At 63.9% G+C, this 18,809-nt stretch carries 18 protein-coding genes; 2 read left to right on the top strand and 16 right to left on the bottom strand.

What is annotated here, in order from left to right; all coding sequences use genetic code 11:
• Positions 1-61 precede the first annotated feature (61 nt).
• Positions 62-1,102 (top strand): EscU/YscU/HrcU family type III secretion system export apparatus switch protein, encoded by a 1,041-nt coding sequence (locus tag EN738_RS08545; RefSeq protein ID WP_127283303.1) that lies wholly within the window; start codon positions 62-64, stop codon positions 1,100-1,102.
• 111 nt (positions 1,103-1,213) lie between these two features.
• Here EN738_RS08545 and EN738_RS08540 read toward each other — a convergent pair whose 3' ends face one another.
• The 3 genes from EN738_RS08540 to EN738_RS08530 all read right to left on the bottom strand — a co-directional run bounded on the left by EN738_RS08540 (position 1,214) and on the right by EN738_RS08530 (position 3,600).
• A complete protein-coding gene (locus EN738_RS08540; protein ID WP_245494436.1) occupies positions 1,214-1,543 on the bottom strand; it encodes a hypothetical protein in 330 nt (109 codons plus the stop codon).
• A 203-nt stretch (positions 1,544-1,746) separates the two neighbouring features.
• A complete protein-coding gene (locus tag EN738_RS08535) occupies positions 1,747-2,838 on the bottom strand; it encodes an isocitrate/isopropylmalate dehydrogenase family protein (protein ID WP_127283301.1) in 1,092 nt (363 codons plus the stop codon).
• An 18-nt stretch (positions 2,839-2,856) separates the two neighbouring features.
• Positions 2,857-3,600 carry a glucose 1-dehydrogenase gene (locus EN738_RS08530; protein ID WP_127283300.1) on the bottom strand — a complete coding sequence of 248 codons (744 nt, stop codon included), beginning with the start codon at positions 3,598-3,600 and terminating at the stop codon, positions 2,857-2,859.
• 142 nt (positions 3,601-3,742) lie between these two features.
• Here EN738_RS08530 and EN738_RS08525 point away from each other — a divergent pair, with 142 nt between their 5' ends.
• Entirely contained in the window at positions 3,743-5,239 is a 1,497-nt protein-coding gene (locus EN738_RS08525) for an aldehyde dehydrogenase family protein (RefSeq protein ID WP_127283299.1), read from the top strand.
• Positions 5,240-5,247: 8 nt separating this feature from the next.
• On the opposite strand, the gene EN738_RS08520 is transcribed toward EN738_RS08525, so the two are convergent.
• The 13 genes from EN738_RS08520 to EN738_RS08460 all read right to left on the bottom strand — a co-directional run bounded on the left by EN738_RS08520 (position 5,248) and on the right by EN738_RS08460 (position 18,806).
• The gene (locus EN738_RS08520) at positions 5,248-6,150 is read right to left on the bottom strand and encodes a LysR family transcriptional regulator (RefSeq protein WP_127283298.1); all 903 of its coding nucleotides are present in this window, start codon (positions 6,148-6,150) and stop codon (positions 5,248-5,250) included.
• A gap of 256 nt (positions 6,151-6,406) precedes the next feature.
• Positions 6,407-7,906: a sugar ABC transporter ATP-binding protein gene (locus EN738_RS08515; protein ID WP_127283297.1), complete on the bottom strand. Its 1,500-nt coding sequence runs from the start codon at positions 7,904-7,906 to the stop codon at positions 6,407-6,409.
• A 3-nt stretch (positions 7,907-7,909) separates the two neighbouring features.
• Positions 7,910-9,004 carry a strictosidine synthase gene (locus EN738_RS08510; protein WP_127283296.1) on the bottom strand — a complete coding sequence of 365 codons (1,095 nt, stop codon included), beginning with the start codon at positions 9,002-9,004 and terminating at the stop codon, positions 7,910-7,912.
• On the bottom strand, positions 9,001-11,118 hold the full coding sequence (locus EN738_RS08505; protein ID WP_127283295.1) for an SMP-30/gluconolactonase/LRE family protein: 2,118 nt from the start codon (positions 11,116-11,118) through the stop codon (positions 9,001-9,003). Before EN738_RS08505 ends, EN738_RS08510 begins: the two co-directional genes overlap by 4 nt.
• Before the next feature lie 11 nt (positions 11,119-11,129).
• On the bottom strand, positions 11,130-12,146 hold the full coding sequence (locus EN738_RS08500) for a sugar ABC transporter substrate-binding protein (protein WP_127283294.1): 1,017 nt from the start codon (positions 12,144-12,146) through the stop codon (positions 11,130-11,132).
• 35 nt (positions 12,147-12,181) lie between these two features.
• Entirely contained in the window at positions 12,182-13,180 is a 999-nt protein-coding gene (locus EN738_RS08495) for an ABC transporter permease (protein WP_127283293.1), read from the bottom strand.
• Positions 13,181-13,564: 384 nt separating this feature from the next.
• Entirely contained in the window at positions 13,565-14,428 is an 864-nt protein-coding gene (locus tag EN738_RS08490; RefSeq protein ID WP_127283292.1) for a DUF2182 domain-containing protein, read from the bottom strand.
• 9 nt (positions 14,429-14,437) lie between these two features.
• Positions 14,438-15,076: a DUF1326 domain-containing protein gene (locus EN738_RS08485; RefSeq protein WP_127283291.1), complete on the bottom strand. Its 639-nt coding sequence runs from the start codon at positions 15,074-15,076 to the stop codon at positions 14,438-14,440.
• A gap of 139 nt (positions 15,077-15,215) precedes the next feature.
• Positions 15,216-15,515, bottom strand: coding sequence for an antibiotic biosynthesis monooxygenase (locus EN738_RS08480; protein ID WP_127283290.1), 300 nt, complete (start codon positions 15,513-15,515; stop codon positions 15,216-15,218).
• Between the two features lie 301 nt (positions 15,516-15,816).
• On the bottom strand, positions 15,817-16,515 hold the full coding sequence (locus EN738_RS08475) for an NAD(P)H-dependent oxidoreductase (protein ID WP_210214071.1): 699 nt from the start codon (positions 16,513-16,515) through the stop codon (positions 15,817-15,819).
• Positions 16,512-16,988: a DoxX family protein gene (locus EN738_RS08470; protein WP_127283289.1), complete on the bottom strand. Its 477-nt coding sequence runs from the start codon at positions 16,986-16,988 to the stop codon at positions 16,512-16,514. The genes EN738_RS08475 and EN738_RS08470 overlap by 4 nt, the downstream gene beginning before the upstream one ends.
• An 11-nt stretch (positions 16,989-16,999) precedes the next feature.
• A complete protein-coding gene (locus tag EN738_RS08465; protein WP_127283288.1) occupies positions 17,000-17,785 on the bottom strand; it encodes a DNA-binding domain-containing protein in 786 nt (261 codons plus the stop codon).
• Positions 17,772-18,806 carry a DUF692 domain-containing protein gene (locus EN738_RS08460; RefSeq protein ID WP_127283307.1) on the bottom strand — a complete coding sequence of 345 codons (1,035 nt, stop codon included), beginning with the start codon at positions 18,804-18,806 and terminating at the stop codon, positions 17,772-17,774. Before EN738_RS08460 ends, EN738_RS08465 begins: the two co-directional genes overlap by 14 nt.
• Positions 18,807-18,809: the final 3 nt, after the last annotated feature.

Genomic DNA, 18,809 nt, shown 5'->3' with positions numbered 1-18,809 from the left:
GTCCGGCATCGCTGCCGCACATCGGCCCACTGGAACCACAACTGTGCGGTAAGATTGCAACATGGCCGAAGACGCTGAGGAAAAGAAGCTACCGGCATCGGACAAGAAACTCCGTGACGCCCGCCGCAAGGGCCAGGTTCCGCAGAGCCGCGACCTGGTCTCCGGCTTCACGCTTTTCGCGGCGCTGGCGTATCTCTATTTTGCCTGGCCGACGCTCTTCAAGCGCCTTTCGGACCTCGTGCAGACCGTGACGATACCCGGCGAGCCGTTCGGGGACGCCAGCCTGCGGGCCATCCGCCATTCGTTCTCGCTGCTGATGCTTGCCACATTGCCGCTGGTCGGGATCGTCGTCGTTCTCACCGTTGCCTTCGGCATGCTGGGGACGTTCGGGCCGGTCTTCTCGTTTGAACCGCTCAAGCCGCAGTTCGATCACATAAATCCGGCGAAGGGCCTGCAGAAGATCCTGTCGCTCCGCAACGTCATCGAGTTCGCCAAGGGCCTGGCCAAGGTGGTGTTGCTGGCAAGCCTGTTCGTGTTCATCCTGATGGCGTGGCTGCAGCCGCTCTTCGATGCGCCGGGCTGCGGCCCGTCATGCCTGGAGCCAATCATCATGGCGGTGTTGACACCTCTTGGAATCGCCGCCGCCCTGGCCTTTGTCGTCATCGGCGTGATCGACGTTCCCATCCAGCGCTGGCTGTTCCTTCGCGACATGCGCATGACGACAACCGAATACAAGCGCGAACACAAGGATCTCGAAGGCGATCCCTTGATCCGCAACGAGCAGCAGCGGCAGCGGCGCCAGGCGGTGACGCAACCTGCGAAGCTTGGCGTGAGAAATGCGGTCATCGTCTTCGTGACCGGCGACCGCGCCGTGGCGTTGCGTTACATCAAAGGCGAAACGCCGGTGCCGACCGTCGTCGGCAAGGGCCAGGGCCGCGCGGCCGACGAGATGGCTGCGCAAGCACGCCAGGCAGGTATTCCAGTGGTCGACGATGCGACGGTCGCTGAACCACTTTTCGAGCGCGCCAATACGGGAACATATATCGGCCAGGACATGTTCTCACCTGTCGTTCGCCACCTCGTCCGCCACGGGCTCACGTGAGGCAAAATCCTGCGGTTCTTTTGCAGTCGCGATGTGCGAACGAACCCGACGGCCAGGGTATGAGCGCGGCTGGCTATCTGACGGAGAACCGCTGGCCAAACGGCCGCGATCTCATACCGTCCACGTCGTGGAGTGGAGCAGAGCTTGCATGTGCTCTGGCAAATCCAGTTCACCGCGCGCCTCGATCGCGAGAAGATATGTTGCCTTGGCAAAGCGATCGCCTTGCGTGGCCACGGGAAAGGCGCAGATGGAGATCAGCGCCCTCTCCTCTTCCCGGCTGGCTTCAGCGTAGTCGCGGCTGTCGGCACCCGTTTCGTGGACGGCTTTGAGGAACGCCGCATATGCCGTCTTGTGCCCGTCGATCAACGCTCGCAGGGCGTTCGACGGTTCTGCCTCTAGACGCGATGCCTCTGCGGCGAGTGACGTGGCTGATACGGTCATGCCGACAACGGCAGTGCCTGACCGGAAGAGCACGGTGCGACGGCTGATCCTGGACGTGGGAAACGCTCCTCTCATTTCAGAACAGCACGTAACAGCTGTCCTCGATCGTGGGACCCTAACATGGCGGTTAGCCCATTTATGTCAGGATGAAACTCGAAGCCGGCACGGTTATCGCACAAGGTCAGTTCCTGGCCTGCCCCGCCTCACGCCGCGAGCCGGTCGCAGACGTTCCCGGTGATCTCGGCGGTCGAAGATCTTCCCTTCAGGTCGGCGCTGAGCAGCCCGCCCGCCAGGCAAGCCTCCGTCACACGACGGATTTGCTCGGCGGCCCGGAGCAGCCTTTCGTCGCCATGTCCACGGCCGAGCCAATCGAGCATGGCCGCCGCCGACAGGATCGTCCCGTAGGGGTTGGCGATCCCCTTACCGGCAATGTCCGGCGCCGAGCCGTGCGCGGCCTGGAAAAAGCCCTTCGTGTCGCCAACCTCGGCCGACGGCGCCATTCCCATTCCGCCGACCGTCGCCGCCGCCAGGTCGGAGAGGATGTCGCCGAACATGTTTTCGCTGACGATGATGTTGAAATGGCCGGGCTTCAGCACGAGGTGCATGGCCATGGCGTCGACCAGCGCATGTTCGGTCGCGATGTCGGGATAGTCCTTTGCCACCTCGTCGAAGACGGAGCGGAAAAACGCGTAGCTGCGCAGCACGTTGGCCTTGTCGCAACATGTAACCCGCCGCACGCCGTCGCGGGGCGCGCCGTTCGACTGGCGTGCCAGTTCGAAGGCCTTGCGCACGATGCGCTCGATGCCGGCGCGCGTCTGCACGAGCGTGTCGACCGCCACCTCGCCGCGCAGCAGCGCCCCTGCTCCGCGCGCCGCATAGAGCCCCTCACTGTTCTCGCGCAGGATGACGTAGTCGATGTCGCCCGCCTTCACCCCGCTGAGCGGACTCGTCACCCCTTCGAAGAGCCTGATCGGGCGGATGTTGGCGTAGAGATCGAGTTCGAAACGGAGCTTGAGCGTGAAGTCGAGGCCTGCTTCCGTGCCGTCGGGATAGACCACGCCCGGCAGGCCGCCGGCGCCGTGCAGGATCGCGTCCGCGGCGCGGCACGCTTCGAAGGTCGGTTCGGGAAAACTCTGCCCCGTCTTCAGGAAATGCTCGGCGCCGGCGGGGTATTCGGTGAAGCGCAAAGGGCAGTCCGGCCCGAGCGCCGCCTTCACCACCTCGACGGCCGCCGCGCAGACCTCGGGCCCGATGCCGTCGCCATGCACGACCGCGATCTGGTAGACATCCTTCATCGCCAACCCCTCAGGAACTCATATGCACTTGCCGCCGTCGACATTGAGGTCGACGCCGGTGATCATGCCGGCTTCGTCGGAGCACAGGAACGCGGCGGCGTTGCCCATGTCCTGCGGCGTCGACAGCCGGCCGATCGGAATGGTGGCGACGACGCGGGCGCGGTTTTCCTCGCCGGAGCCGATGAAGGTGGACAGAAGCGGCGTGTCGCCGGCAACCGGGTTGATCGCGTTGACGCGTATGCCGAAGGGCGCAAGCTCCACCGCCATGGCGCGGGTGGCGGCGATCGCCCAGCCCTTGGAGGCGTTGTACCAGGTGAGGTTCGGGCGCGGCGAGACGCCGCCAGTCGAAGCGACATTCAGGATGGCGCCCGCTTTGATGGATTTGAAATGCGGCACCACGGCGCGCGCGCCGTTATAGATCGAGCGCATATTGACGTTGGCGATGCGGTCGAACAGGCCTTCGTCCATCGTCTCCAGCGGCAAGGGCGGCTGCGCGACGCCGGCATTGTTGACCAGTATGTCGAGCCCGCCGAAGGCCGAGCGTGCAAGGTCGGCGGCAACGACGAAGCTTTCCAGCGTCGAGACATCGCCGACGATCGGCCGCACCTTGTCGCCGGCTACGCCAGCGACGCGGGCTGCAGCGGCTTGGTCGCGGTCCATCAGCACGACCGCCGCGCCTTCCTCGACGAATTTCTTGACGATGCCTTCGCCAAATCCGGAAGCGCCACCGGTGACGATGGCGACCTTGCCAGCAAGTCTCATATCTCTACCTCCATTGCCGGAACCATCGGGGAAGACGCTTGTGTTGCACAGTCCGATTATCTGAACGCCCTTTTAGCTTTCCTTGTTTGAGGTCGCCGGCGCTGGGAGTAATAGTCGGCCCGGAATTCGTGAGGAGGAGACGATGACGCTGAACTTCGACCCGAGGGCGAAGGCCACGGCGCTCTACCATGGCGAATTCCGGCCGATGTTCATCGGCGGCAAGTGGGTTGCGGCGCAATCCGCAGAGGTGATGCAGGCGCTGAACCCGGCGACGGGAGAGGTGCTGGCGACAGTGCCGCGCGGCTCGGCCGCCGATGTCGACGCGGCGGTGGCCGCGGCGCGCGCTGCCTTCGAAGGCCCCTGGTCCAAATTCTCGCCCTACGAGCGGCAATGCGTGCTGCTCAGGATCGCCGATCTGTTCGAGACGCATTGGGAAGAGCTCTGCGTCTCCGACACGCTCGACATGGGGCTGCCGATCACGCGCACGCTGGCCAACCGGCGCCGCGTCATCGGCATGCTGCGCTTCTATGCCGGCATGGCGACCGCGCTGCATGGCGAGGCAATCGACAACTCCATCCCGGGCGAAATCGTCACCTTCACCCGGCGCGAGCCGGTTGGCGTCGTCGGCGCCATCATTCCCTGGAATGCGCCGACCGCCGCCTCCATCTGGAAGATCGCACCGGCGCTGGCCACCGGCTGCACCATCGTGCTGAAGCCGTCGGAGGATGCATCGCTGACGCCGCTCCTGATCGCGAAGCTGATGCAGGAAGCCGGCGTTCCCGACGGCGTCGTCAACATCGTCACCGGAACCGGCGCCGAGGCCGGCGCAAGGCTTGCCGAACATCCGGGCGTCAACAAGATCGTCTTCACCGGCTCTACGTTGACCGGCCAGGCGATCGCCCGCGCCGGCGTCGCCAACCTCAAGCGCGTTTCGCTGGAGCTCGGCGGCAAGTCGCCGATCATCGTCTGCCGCGACGCCGATATCGACAAGGCGGTGCCGATCGCGGCGATGGCGGTGTTCGTGCATTCGGGCCAGATCTGCATCGCCGGCTCGCGGTTGTTCGTGGCGCGCGAGATCCATGACGAGTTCGTGCGCCGGGTCGCCGAGTTTGCCGGCAAGCTGCGCATCGGCCACGGCATCGAGGCGGAGACCGAAATCGGGCCGCTCATCAACTCAAGGCAGGCCGGCAAGGTGGAAGGCTACATCAAGGCCGGCAGCGACGAGGGCGCCGAGCTGGTCGCCGGCGGCTCGCGGCTGACCGGCGAGCTCTATGACGGCGGCAACTTCATCGCCCCGACCGTCTTCGGCGCGGTGTCGGACAAGATGACCATCGCACGCGAAGAAATCTTCGGGCCGGTCATCTCGGCAATGCCCTTCGACACGCTGGATGAGGCCGTCGCGCGCGCCAACGCGACGCCTTACGGCCTGGCGGCGGGTATCTTCACCACCAATCTCGGCACCGCGCACAAGCTGGCGCGTCGCGTCAAGGCCGGTTCGGTCTGGGTCAACATGTACCACGCCATCGACCCGGCGGTGCCGTTCGGCGGCATGAAGATGTCGGGCTACGGCCGCGAAGGCGGCGTCGAGCATCTGCACGAATATTTGGAGACGAAGTCGGTCTGGATCCAGACTGACTAGGCATACCCTTAAGTCAGTGAGCCAAGCTCACGCAGATTGGTGCGGATCAGGTTCATCAGCTGCTCGGAGAACGAGTGGTGCACGTAACCCCGGGCGGTGATGATGCCGACCGCGCGGTGGGCGTCGCGATGGTCGATCGGCACCACCCGCATGCGCTCGTCGTTGCGCGAGATGGCGATGCCAGGCACCACGCAGACGCCCAGTCCCGACGACACCAGCGCCACCGCGGTCTGCGCGCTTTCGACTTCATATTGCGGCTTGAGTTCGATCCCTTCCGCCGCCGTCAGCCGGTCTAGAAGGCCGCGCACCGCCGTCTTGCGGTTGAGCAGGATCAGCGGGAAGCGCTTCAGGTCGGACAGATTGAGCTTCTTTTCGCCGCCATAGGTTTCCACCGGGATGCAGGCCATCAGCGGATCATCGAGGATCGACTCGAACTGGAAGTCGTTGAGGTTCGGCAGTTCGGGGCCGATGTAGAATTCGACCTCCTGCTGCTGCAACAGCGCAAGTGCCGCCTGTGGCGGGGTCTCGATGACCTCGACGATCGAGCGCGGATAGCGCAGCTTGAACGTCGCCAGTATGTCGCCCAGCCGGCTCGCCGCAAGCGTCGGCGCGCAGGCGATCTGTACCTTGCCCTTGCGCCGCGCGGCGATCTCCGTCAGCCGGTCGAGGCTGGTCTGCACCTGCGACATCGCGTTGGCGATCTCCTCGAACAGCACCTGCCCTTCCGGCGTCAGGCTGGCGCGCTGCGCCGTGCGGATGAAGAGTGAGATGCCGATCTGCTCCTCGAGATCGCGTATCTGCATGGAGACGGCCGATGGCGAGCGGTTGCTCTCTTCGGCCGCGCGCCGGAAGCTGCCGTTTTCCGCGGCAAGCAGGAACGTCTGCAAAAGTTTGAGGTTGATGCTTGACATGTCCGCCCGGGCAGGTGATCCGAACCCCTGCCCTATTCAGACGCGGAAGCGATTGCAAGGCAAGAGGCAGGTCCAGGCGCCGGTCCGGATTTAGCCAGCGAACCTGCTCCCGATCAAGGTGTGTCGAGATCCAGGTCAGGGTCAGTCGAAAACGGTAGCTTCCGAGACCCGGAGCGGAGCGTACTTGAAGTACGTGAGCACCAGAAGCGCAGGAAACCACCTTGGCAGGCCGGCCTCACCTGAATATCGACATACCTTAGTGGACCGCGGCGAACATGACGCGCTCCTCGGTCGCTTCCGACAGCATCATCTCCTCCACCACGCGGCCGCGCTTGACCACCAGGATGCGGTCGGAAACCGCAAGGATTTCCGGCAGATAGGAGGAAATGACGACGACGGCCATGCCCTGGTCGGCAAGGTCGCTGATCAACTGGTGGATTTCGACGATGGCGCCGACATCGACACCCCGTGTCGGCTCGTCGAAGATCACCAGCTTGGGTTTCTGGATCAGTGACTTGGCGATCACGACCTTTTGCTGGTTGCCGCCGGAGAGCTCGATCATCCGGGCCCGGTCGCTGATCTGCTTAAGTCTGAGCCGCTCGCCCCACTGCTTGGCAAGCTCCCTGGCGCGCGTCATCGACACCATCGACACCGGGTTCGAGTTGTCGGTCAACTCGCCGATCTGCAGGTTTTCGCCCGCCGTCATCGTCTCGAAGAACCCGTCGAACTTGCGGTCCTCCGTCACATAGACGATGCCGTCGCGCACCGCCGGCCGGGGCACACGGTAGCGCACCGATTTGCCAAGCAGGCGGATCTCGCCGCCATGGAAGATATTGCGCTTCAACAGGCCGGCCACGACTTTTGCCATCTCGGTGCGGCCGGCGCCGACCAGGCCGAACATGCCGGTGACCTGGCCCGAAAAGACGGAGAAGGACGAGTTGCGCACCAGGCCGGCGCAGGAGAGGTTCTCGACAGAGAGCACCTTGTCGCCATAGGGGCGCGCGGTGCGCTTGATCTCGCCATGCAGCGTTTCGGTCAGCGTGCGGCCGACCATGGCCTGCACGATCGAGGCGCGGGTGAAACCCTTGGCCTCTCCCGAAGCGACGATCTCGCCGTCGCGCATCACGGTGATGCGATCGGCGACGGCGAGCGCCTCCTCGAGCGCATGGGTGATGAAGATGACGGCGATGCCTTCCTTCACCAGCCGCTGCAGCAGGTTGAAGAAATGGCGCTTCTCTTCCGGCGTCAGCGTCGCGGTCGGCTCGTCGAAGATGATGACGCGGGCCTTGTGGTGAACGGCGCGCGCGATCTCGACCATCTGCTTGTGCGCCGCGCCCAGCGTGCTCACCTGCGCGGTCGGATCGACCTGGAAGCCCATGCCGGCGAGAAATTGGCGTGCCTGGATATAGAGGCCGCGCAACCGGTTGAACATCTTCTCTTCGCCGAGATAGAGGTTCTGCGCCACGGTCATGGACGGCACCAGATTGGTCTCCTGAAACACCATGGCGATGCCGGCGCGAAGCGCCTCGGCGGGGGTGGCGAAAGACACCTCCTTGCCGTCGAAGAACAGCTTGCCCTCGGTCAGCTTGAATACGCCGGCCATGACCTTGGTCAGCGTCGACTTGCCGGCGCCGTTTTCGCCCAGAAGCGCGTGGATCTCGCCCTTGCGCAGGTCGAGATTGACGTTCTTGAAAGCCGGTATGCGCGAGAACGCCTTGGTCGCGTCCTTCAGTTCGATGATGTTGGCGTCCGCCATCGCTTAACCCCGCTTGCCGCCGGCGGCCTTGGCCAGGCGCACGATCCTCGATCCGCCGCGCGAGGCGACGAGCAGGTCGTCGCCAAGCTCGCAGGCGCTGACCGTGCCATGCACTGTGCCGTCGGCACGCGAGTGGAAACTCGACAGCGGCTTCATGTTCTGGTCGCAGTGGACCACCAGACCGTAGGATCTGGTCACCGCGTAGGGCTTCAGTACATTCATCTGCTTGAGCTGGCTGCCCTGCATCGGCTCGCGGTAGTCGCGCCATGAGTTGAGCGACGGCGCCATCCAATAGGCTTCCGGCACCTCAGCCAGCATGCGCTTGCGGTAGGCCTCCTCGCGCAGGATGAATTCCACCAGCTGGTTGCGCACGGAATAGAAGGTCAGCCAGTAGCCGGCGTTGAAGGCCGGCGCGATGCGGGCGGGGTAGGCCGGCAGATGTTCTAGCACCGGCACCATTGCCTTGGTGGCGAGATCGATCGCCAGCGCGCGATGGCGCCAGGCCTCTGTGACATAGACGCGGTTCGAGCCGGTGGTGGCTATGCCCGCCGGCCAGGCGAGGCCGTCGCGGATCAGCTCCAGCCGGCCGCTTTTCAAGTCGAGGCGCCAGACCGAGCCGGAAGCATTCTTCTGCATCAGGTCGCGGCGCCAGCCTGTCGCAGGCAGCGATGCCGAGCCATTGGCGATCAGCAGGGTGTTGCTGTCGAGGAAAGTCAGCGCGGTGACGCAGGACAGCCTGCGGGCCTCGTCGCCCTCCGCCTCCCGACCGTCATGCAGGCCGCCATGAATGACGACACCCTTACCGTCGACGGCCAAAGCGGTCATGCCGCGGGCGTGGGCGAGCGCGGTGATCTCGCCCGGAAATTCTCGCAGCAATTCCGCCTTGCCGTCGGCGTCGAAACGCATCAGCCGATTCGCGCTGCTCGCCAGCACACTCTTTTCGGTCCGCACCAGATTGTCGACTTCAATGAGGCCGGCGAAAGTCTCTGCCTCTTCCAGCTCCTGATTGGGCAGCAACGGCCCATCGAGTGTCGGCACGGTAACCGCCCAGTCGCCGCGGCCGAGGAAGCGGTCGAAAAACTGGCTCACGGCGCTCATGGCTTTTTGCCCCAGTAGGAATCCGAGCTGAACCAGTCGGGATCGGCGCCCTTCAGCGCCAGGGTCCCCATGCGGTTGTTGAAGATGCCGCAGAGATACAGGGTTCCCTTGTGCTCGCGCATCGAGGTGATCATCGGATGCTTCTCGCCCGCCTGATCCCACAGGCTTTCGAGGATCTGGCCCTTGTCGTCAAAGCGCAGCACGCAGCCGGTGTTGAGATTGGGCATCAGCCAGGCGTCTTCCGACACGCGCCGCGCCATGCGGCGGCGGAAGCCCGGCATTTCCAGCGAGAGATCGAGCGCCGGCGTGCGCATACCCATCAGCGCCAGCCAGTAGGTTCCGTCGGAGGCGCGGTTGATGTTGTCGGGATAGCCGGGCAGCCCCTCGATGACCCGCTCCACCGTGCCTTTCTTCGGACCGTCGAAATAGTAACGGCTGATGCGGCAGGCCCAGCTTTCCGCGAACAGCACGGACTGGCCGTCGAAAGCCGTGCAGATGCCATTGGGGAAGACGAGGTTCGACAACAGCGTGCGCGTCGAACCGGATTTGGGATCGTGCACGATGATGCGTCCATTGCCGCGGCTTTCGAGCGCGTCCGCATACCAGTCGTGCATCTCGAAGCGCACGGTGGCTTCGGAAAATACGATGCGGCCGTCCGGGAGAATGTCGCAGTCGTCGGCGAGCTTCATGGTCGAGTCGTCCACGACCGATGTCAGCGAACGGTTGGTCTCGGCGGTGAGCAGCTTCACCGCGCCTGCCGGCGAGACCTGATAGAGGCCCATGCCGGCGACGCAGATGACCAGATTGTCGTCGCGGTCGAAGGCCATCCCGAGCGGTGAGCCGCCGATATGGGCGAACACTTCGCTGTCGGTGTAGTGCGGCGGCTGGAAGCGCAATATGTCGCCTTGGCGGCTGCCGGTGTAGAGCCGGTCCTGGCGGTCGAAGATCACGTCTTCGGCGCCATCGAGGAAACCGAGGCCGATGACGCCTACGTCCTTCAGCCGGTCGTTCACCGCCATCGGCGCGCCGGGCGCGGTCGAGACGGCCTGCGGCATCTTGGCGAAGGTCGGCGAGATATAGACGCTGCGCAGGATTTTGTGGCGGTTCTTCACCCAGCGCACGTCGAGCAGCACCGATAGGAGCAGCACGAGGCCGAGGATCAGGTAGTTGACCGGGCCTGGCACGGCGAGCGCAAGCAGGCTGTTGGACAGCACGAGCACGAAGAGCGTACCCATCAGCGCCTTGGCGACCGAGCCGCGCCCGCCGCCGAGCGAGATGCCGCCGAGCACCGTCGCGGTCAGTACCTGCAGTTCGAGCCCGGTGCCGATATCGGAAGCGGCACTGCCGATGCGGGCCGAGAAGAAGAAGCCGGATAGCGCGACCAGCACTGAACAAAGCACGTAGGCGCTGAACAGGGTGAGCCGCACATTGATGCCGGCATTGTAGGCGGAACGGCGCGCGGCGCCGACCGCGAACAGCCGCCAGCCATAGCGGGCGCGCGACAGCACCAGATGGGTCACCAGGGCGATGACCACGAAGACGGCGAACGACGTCGGCACGCCCCAGACCGTGCCGAAGCCGAGAAAATCATATGTCGGCGAATCTGGTCCGCTGGTGACGATCGGCGTCGAGACCTGCGGGAAGACGATGTCGAAGGTGGAGCGGTAGATGATGAGCGTCACCAGCGTGGTGAGAAACGCCCTCATGCGCAGGAAGCCGACCAGGAAGCCGTTGACGGCGCCGCAGACAACACCGAGGCCGAGGCAAGCCAGGAGGCCGGTTCCGAAACTCCACTGCTCGACATTCATGCCGTAGAGCGTGACGAGCACCGCCAGCGCGAAGGTCGAGCCGACGGAGAGGTCGATGCCGCCGGACACCATGACGATGGTCATGCCGAGCACGACCAGGCCAAGCTCGGCGGTCTGGCCGCTGAGGTTGGTCAGCGTCGCCACATCGAAGAAGCCCGGCACGATCGAACCGAAGATCGCGCACAGGATAACCAGCGCCGTGAACGGGATGACGCTGTCTATCCACTGCTTGGTCAGGATCTCCCCGACCACATGGTCGGGGAGCAGACGATAGCGCCAGCGCACAAGGCTTTCGGCCATGCTCATCGAAAAGTCCGTTACTTGATGTCTTCAGGCTTCCAGCAGTTCCGGCCGGTCGCATCGGTCTTGTCAACGCGGGTGATCGGGCCGAAGAAGATGGTCTTCTCGCTGCCCGCCTGGCGTTCGGGATGCTGCAGCAGCTCGGAAATCTGCTGCGCCGCGATTTCGCCCTGGATCGGCGCGTTGAAGTTGAAGATCACGTCGAGCAGCCCGTTCTTGATGCTCTCGCAGCCGGTGGCGGCGCCAGCGCCATTGGTGACGATCGTGACCTGGTCCTGCTTGCCGGCAGCCACGACCGCCGCGCCGGCGCCGACTTCAGCATTGTCCCAGATGCCCATGATGCCGCAGAGATCGGGATGCTGCTGCAGCACCGTCTCGGTGATTTGGCGGGCCTTTTCGCTGATGTAGTCGGCCGGCTGGTCGGAGACGAGCTGCAGCTCGGGATTGGCCTTCAGCACCTCGTCGATGCCGGTGCGCATATAGATGTTGGCCGCGCCCGTCTGGACGCCGGCAAGCCAGACCACCTTGTGCGAGACGGCGTTCGGCCCGGTGCAATGCTTGGCCAGCTCGCCCATCTCCAGGCGCCCCATCTCGATCCAGTCATTGCCGACATAGGAGTCGGTCTGGGTCGCCGACTGCATGTTGACCTGCAGCACCTTGATGCCGGCGGCCTGCGCCTGCTTCAAGAGGCGCGCATAAGTCTGCACGTCCGGGTTCTGCACGATGATCAGGTCCGGCTTCTCGGCGATGGCGCCCTGCATGGCGCGGATGCCGGCATTGGTGTCACCGTTGGGGTCGCGCACCTCGAGGGTGAAACCATAGCGGGCGGCGTGGCGCTGCCATACCATCACCCAGGCCTGGTTGAGGTCCATGCCCTGCGAGATCGGCACGAAGATGACCTTTTTGCCCTTGACGCCGTCGATATAGGCGGCCCGGCCGACCTGATCGGTTTCCTGCGCGCTCGCGACCTTAGCGGCGCCAAGCATCGCAAGCGCGGCCAGGCCCGCGAACAGGCATTTCCTGATTATTTTCATGGGTTCCTCCCTGATTTGATGGTTCGGTTCTTGTTTCAGATGTCGCCGCTCTGCGAGGTCTGCTCGTCACGCGGATTGATGATGGCGTCGATGGCGAGCGCGCTGAGCAGGATCACGCTCTTGATCAGGTTCTGGCTGGTGTAGCTGAAGTTGAGGATCGTCATGCCATTGGTCAGGATGCCGACCAGGATGGTGCCGGCTATCACATTGCGCACGCCGCCCTGCCCGCCTGACAGGCCGATGCCGCCGAGCACGACCACCAGGAGCACGTCGTAGATCAGGCTTGAATTGTAGAGGCGCGTGTCGATGCCGGTGACGAGACCCGTCATGATGATGCCGGCCGTGAACGCGATGAGCGCGCTGATGACATATTGCGTCACGATGATCGGGCGCGTCGGTAGGCCGGTGGTGCGGGCCGCGTTCGGATTGTCGCCCGTCGCATAGACCAGCCGCCCAAAGCGCGTCTTGCGCAGGAAGAGACCCATCAGAGCCGCCACGGCGCCGAAGATGACGACCGACATCGGTATGCCGAGCACACTGCCATTGCCGACGAATTTCAGCCAGGCGATGTCCGGCGGGGCATAAAGCACGTCCGAGGCAAAGACGATGCGCCCCGAGCCATAGACCGAAGAGGCAATGGCCAAAGTGGCGAAGATCGGCGGCACTTCCGCGATCGCCACCATGACGCCGGTGAACAGGCCGATAGCCGCGACCAGCACGGCGCCACAGATCACGGCCAGTGTGAAATCGATGCCCCAAGAGGAAATCCAGATGCTGAAGGCGACGCCGACGACCATCACCGCGACCATGGTGAGGTCGATGCCGCGGCCGACAACGACGGAGCCCATGCCGACCGCCAGCGTGCCGAGGATCGACACGTTCTTGAGGATGGCGATGATGTTGCCCTGGCTCACGAAATTGTTGAGCGTCGCCGAGAAGACGACGAACAGCGCCAGCGATATCGCGACGACGACGACTTCCTGGGACACCTTGAAGCCAAGGCGCCTGTCGTCCGATCTGCCCGAACCAGGCATTTTCCTCCTCCCAGGCAGCCTATGTTTGGCGCCTTACTCAGGCGACCAGTTGCTCCGGAATCCTCCCAAGGCACCGGCCGTCCGCCTGATGGGACAATTACGACTGGAGCTTCGGCGGACAATTTCGTTTTTCTGATGCGCTGTGCAGTTTGCCGTCCGCGCGAGGACAATCGGGTACCCTTAGGTCGACGCCAGACGGCTGGCGCACCAGTGGGAACAAGAGGGCCGTTCCTTGTTGCTTGGAAGTCCGCTTGCCATTGCGCAGGTCTGGCGAAGCTAAGGACGACGCACGAAATTGACTGCCAGCTTCGAGATATCGGTCATGCCCCGAACGGAGCCACGCAGAACGTCCCGGCAGCCACCCGGGAATGGAAGCGAAGGCGGCTAGCCACCCATCCAAGGCATATCGATCGCCCCGAGCGATACGACGATCCCGAGGGCCACCATCGCAACGCCCACGCTACCTTCGAAGCGCCGGCCACGGGGCAGCAGCTTCTCGACGAAGACGACCAGCGTCAAAAGCAGCATCCAGGCGAGGCTCATGACGCCGGTCGCGACCAACACGGCAAACAGCGCCCAGCAGCAGCCAAAGCAATATAGGCCGTGGCGCAGCCCCATCTTGAGCGCGCCAACACGTCCGTCGCGCCAGTGCTGCGCAACGAAAGCAAGCGGCGAACGGCAGTGGCTGAGGCAAACGTGCTTGAAGGTTGTGAATTGGTAGAGCCCTGCGACGCCAAGCGTGGCGCCAAGCGCGAGCGGAGCCCATTTCGAACGCTGCGGTGGATCGAGGCTTGTTGCAAGGTCGCTGCCGAGCTGGACCAGGACATATACGACAAGGCCCGCGGCCGCCCAGATGAGCAGATAGCCCGCGACAAAGGTCCACGTCGGGATGGCCACGCCTTGTTCGCGCCTCGCCTGCGCCGCCGCGAACATAAAGATCATGGGCGCCGCAGCTGGCAGCATCATGGCAGCCATCATCACGGTCCACACAGCGAGAAAAGCGGCAGCGCCGGCAACCGACCAGCCGTCGGCGGCAATTCCGGCCATCGCCATGCCGGCCATGCCTTCCATACCCTCCATACCGCCGCGCACGGCAATGCCCATGGGCATATCCATGCTGAAGGTTTGGTAGAGGGTGAGCGCCCACGCCGCTGCCGTCAGCCCGACCAGCGATGCGAGCAGACCGAACGGGATGCCGCGTAGATTCCGGGTTAGCCGCCGCGATGTCCTGGGGAACGCGTCAGCCATCGCCGTACCCTAGTTCGGGCCGGTCCAGTCGAACGGAATGTGCTTGCTCGAGCGGGCCGTTCCGGTCCAGTCGAACCCGAAGCCTTTGGCGCTCACCTCGACAGAGCGCCCCCAGGTGGCAACCTGGCCCGGGCCGACCTCCGAACCAGGCGAGTTGATCGTCTGCACCCGCTTGCCGGGTGGGGTGGTGGGTCCGGAAAGCGCTTCCGCGTGACCGACGACGAGGCCAGGAATATCGACGCGCCAGGTGGCCAGGTCGCCCGCCACCTCGAAAGTGATCGGCACGAACTCCATGCCACGCATCTCGCCGACATTGGCGGCAAAGCCCGCCGGCCAGCCGCCGGCCTGGCCACCGAAGATCATCTGCAGGGCCTCGCGCTGCCGCTCGTTCGCCCTTTCGTCGAGATACATGCCCATCACGGCACTTGCCTCGCCAGCCCAGAGATTGCCTTCAAACTCGCCGAGCGCCACCAGTGTCAGGCCGTCGAGCTTGACGTCGCCATACTGACCCTCGCGCACATGCCAGGCGAGCACACCTTGGCAATGATTGCCGGTGGGCCGCTGTGCGAACTCGCAGGGGCAAGGGATATCGCAGCTGCAAATGTCGAACCAGTCGCCTGCGAGCCGCCATTGAGGTACTGCATTCATGGCCAGTCCTCCCGAAGATCGAGGGATCAGATAATACGACGATGGCAAGCCGCACTCCAGCTATTCGTGCGCAGCTCTCCGATTTTGAGACGGGCCCTTCACGTAGGGGTCGAGCGGTTCACGCCTGCAACTGGGCCACTTAGGTCGCGATCTCGGCAACGACCGTCCCCGAGACCGGATCGGTCACGCCGAGGTCGCCGCCAAGATCCTCAAGCATGTCGCGCATCGTATCCAGAAGCCCGATCATCTGCGGCCGCGCCGCTGCGAGACTATCCATGTCGTTCCATTCGCCGACGATGCAGAAGGTTCGGTCGCCAGTCCTGATGAGCGCACCTTTGCGGAAGCCCTTGACGTCGAGCTTTGCCTTCATGTGCGCATCGATGAATGCCTGCTCCCTGCCGGGCTTGGTGCGGAACCGGACGACGTTGTAAGCGGTCATGTCTTCCTCCATTCAATCGCTTTCACGCAAAGAACCTTCGGGACGTGCCTCGATAGGCGTGTTGAACGGCGTCTCGTGGCGCGGCCTTGGCGACAGGCCAGTTCCCGTTGCGGGGTAAGGTTCTCGCCGTGACAGTCAGTTGTTCGATCCGTAGCGACTGGCCGTTACAGCTTCACAGTAACGTGACCGCTGATGGGAATTCTCAGCGAGAGCGGCGACTTCGAGTCCGCTGCCACATGGGGCCAACCAAGCTAGCTCAGAAACCCCGGCTGGCGTCGACGTCCTATCCTGGTGGACTGGACTACGCCGATTTCAAAACATGGCTGTGGTCGAAGTCTACGAGTTTTGGGTAAGCGATGGTTGGCGCATGCGCCAGACCAAGGAGCCGTTCACGGTAACGGTCGAGGAAAATCCGGCGTTCGGTGTCGCTGATGCGCGCAGGTGCGTGCACCAGGAAAGGCTCGATCACCGTGAAGCCGACAAAGTAGAGCATACCGTGATTGATCGGAAAAAGAATTGCACCGATTGGGCCGTTCAATCCTCGGTCGGAATAGATCGGCGGCGGCCCGCCGATCGTGACGGAACACATCGCGCGCTTTCCTGAGAAGACGCCGCGATCATACCATTTGCCGCCGCCATAAATGCGGCCCCCAGACGCGAACACCCGGTCGACCCAGCCCTTGAGAATCGCCGGCAGCCCGAACCACCAGAGCGGAAACTGAAGGATCAAAGCGTCACACCAGAAGAGTTTGTCCATCTCCGCCTGGACCTCAGTCTGCTGGTGGTAGTAGTTCGCGTCTCGTACGGTCGTGAAGTTGCGGCGATCCGATACTGGGTTGAACCCCATGGCGTAGAGATCGGAGACAACGACCTCGTGTCCAGCCTCGGACAACGCCCCCTGGCCGATCGGGTCAGGGCACCGTTGAAGCTGTTGGGCTCCGGGTGCGCGTGGACGATGAAGATGCGCATCGTGCTTTCCCCGCCCGGTCGGACTGTTCATTTTGCAGATGCCGAAAGCGTTCGCTCGGCGACATAGTCGAGAGACAAGACGCCGGCGCCGCGTGTCAGCACGAGAAACAGCAGCGATGCCCACAGGAGGTGCTCGGCCCAGTTCTCCGGATAGACGAAGATCTGGATAACGGAGACGACGCCGAGCAGCATCAGAGCCGCAAGGCGCGAGAACAGTCCAAGGAAAATCAACACCGAGCCTGTGATTTCGGCCGTCGTCGCCAAGGGCGCGGCGATCGACGAATCGATGAGCGGCAGATTGTATTCGCTGGCGAATAGCTGCAGCGTCACGGGCCAGGATGCGAGCTTGCTCTGCGCCGATTGCCAGAAAACATGAGCCACCGCCACACGAGCAGCGAGCTGGATCAGTGAAAACGGAAGGTACTCGGGCAGCTTGATGATACGCTTGTAGAGGCCGACAAAGCCGGCCGGTTTGGACGAGGATTGCTCCGATATTGCGGTCATGACCGTCTCCGTCAGTTTGAGGGGGAATTCGCAGCGATCCGCACGTCGGTGACGAGCCTGTCGCGGAACAGACGCACAAGGGCTGAAACCAGGTCGAAGGCCGGGTCGAGCGCCAGGGCACGGCCGGTGGCATGCTCGAGACCGAAACTGTGCTTCAGCGAATGCCAGAAGGCGAAGCTCGCGCGGTCGAGCAGAAAAAGCCGCACGTAGTTCCCCGATCGCCACAGCGCCACGCATTCGGGACGCCTTGTCCAGGTGATGCTTTCGTCGACCGCCGTCCCGTGTTGATGCGCCATCCATACCGACAGGATCGACCAGTGCGAGATGATCAGTCGCAGTGAGGGCTGGAGCAGGATATCCGGCGAGAACCCGAGGTCGGTGCAGTCGTATTCTGCGAGGCTGCGGGGCGGCAGCGAAGCCGTGTCGAGCGCCTCCGCTATGGCCCATTCGAGCCGCGCCGTTTCGGCGACGATCGGCATGTCGGACAGCGTGTCGATCGTCTTCAGGAAGCGTGGGAATCCGGATCCATAGCGCGAAAGACGCGATTCAGCCGGCGGATACCGTCGAATGAACTCGCTCGCCACGTAGCGGAAAAAGCGTTCGTCTATCAGCCGGACGGTGACAGGAAACACCGACATCAGCGCCGCGGTGAGCGAGCTGCGCGTGTTGTTTTGGTAGATACGCAGGCGGGCCAACGGATCGGCCTTGCCGGCGGTCAGCACATTTGCGGCGACAACTGGCTCCATGGCCAGCACTGCCCGCGCGATGGTGGTCTGCAGGTGTTCAAGCGGCAGCATGGTATTCCTCCTCGATTGAGACAAGCGCCGCAGGCACGCACGACCTGGCGCACCGGGCAGCCGCAAACGCCGCAAGGACGGGCATGCTGGTCGTCGTTTCGGCCTCGACAGAAAGGCGGATCGGCGGCGCTCGCGTTTCGGTCGTTTGCTCACGGCGCGCGGCTTGCTTGCGGCTGAACATGATCGACGCGGTGAGCATGTCGGCCCACATCGCTTCGCCAAGCAACACGTCGAGGACGGGAACGTCGGTGTCCCACTCGATCAGGGTGGGACGCGGTCCGAACCGGTCTACGGCATGCTGGTAGAGCGCCCAGACGACCGGCGGCACGCGCGAGCCATGGTCGTCGATGAGCACGGTGTCGGTCCCGACGTGATTGGTTGCGTGACCGGCAAGATGAATCTCCTCGATCGCCGCCGCCGGCAGCGCATCGATGAAGGCTTTGGCGTCATATTGCAGATTGTGCGCCGAAACCTGGACGTTGTTGACGTCGAGCAGCATGCCGCAGCCGGTCCGCGCCACGAGCTCGGACAGGAACTCGGCCTCGCTCATCGCCGAATCCGCAAAGGCGACATAGGCCGACAGGTTCTCGATCAGCACACGCCGCTTCAGCGCGTCCTGGACGGTCTCGACGTTGCGCGCCACGATCGCCAGCGCGTCTTCGTCGTAGCGAAGTGGCAGCAGATCGTTGAGGTAGGCGCCGTCAGCGACGCTCCAGGCCAGATGTTCGGAGACGAGATCGGGCTGGAAGCGCTCGCAGACCTTGCGCAGTCGCTCCAAATGATCGCGGTCCAGGCCTCGCGCGCTGCCGAGCGACAGGCCGACGCCATGAACGGAAACGGGATAGATCTCGCGCAGTCTTTCCAGCGCCTCGACGCCGGCGCCCTCCCCCATGTAGTTCTCGGCGTGGACCTCAAGCCAGCCGGCGGAGGGCCGCCTCGTCAGCATCTCTGTGATGTGAGGCGAGCGAAGACCGATGCCCGCCGATGCGGGTATCGCGAGGGACTGAAACGCACGGGACATCGG

Source organism: Mesorhizobium sp. M4B.F.Ca.ET.017.02.2.1 (assembly GCF_003998955.1).
Classification (GTDB): Bacteria; Pseudomonadota; Alphaproteobacteria; order Rhizobiales; family Rhizobiaceae; genus Mesorhizobium; species Mesorhizobium abyssinicae.
This window is presented reverse-complemented; position numbering and strand designations above follow the sequence as displayed.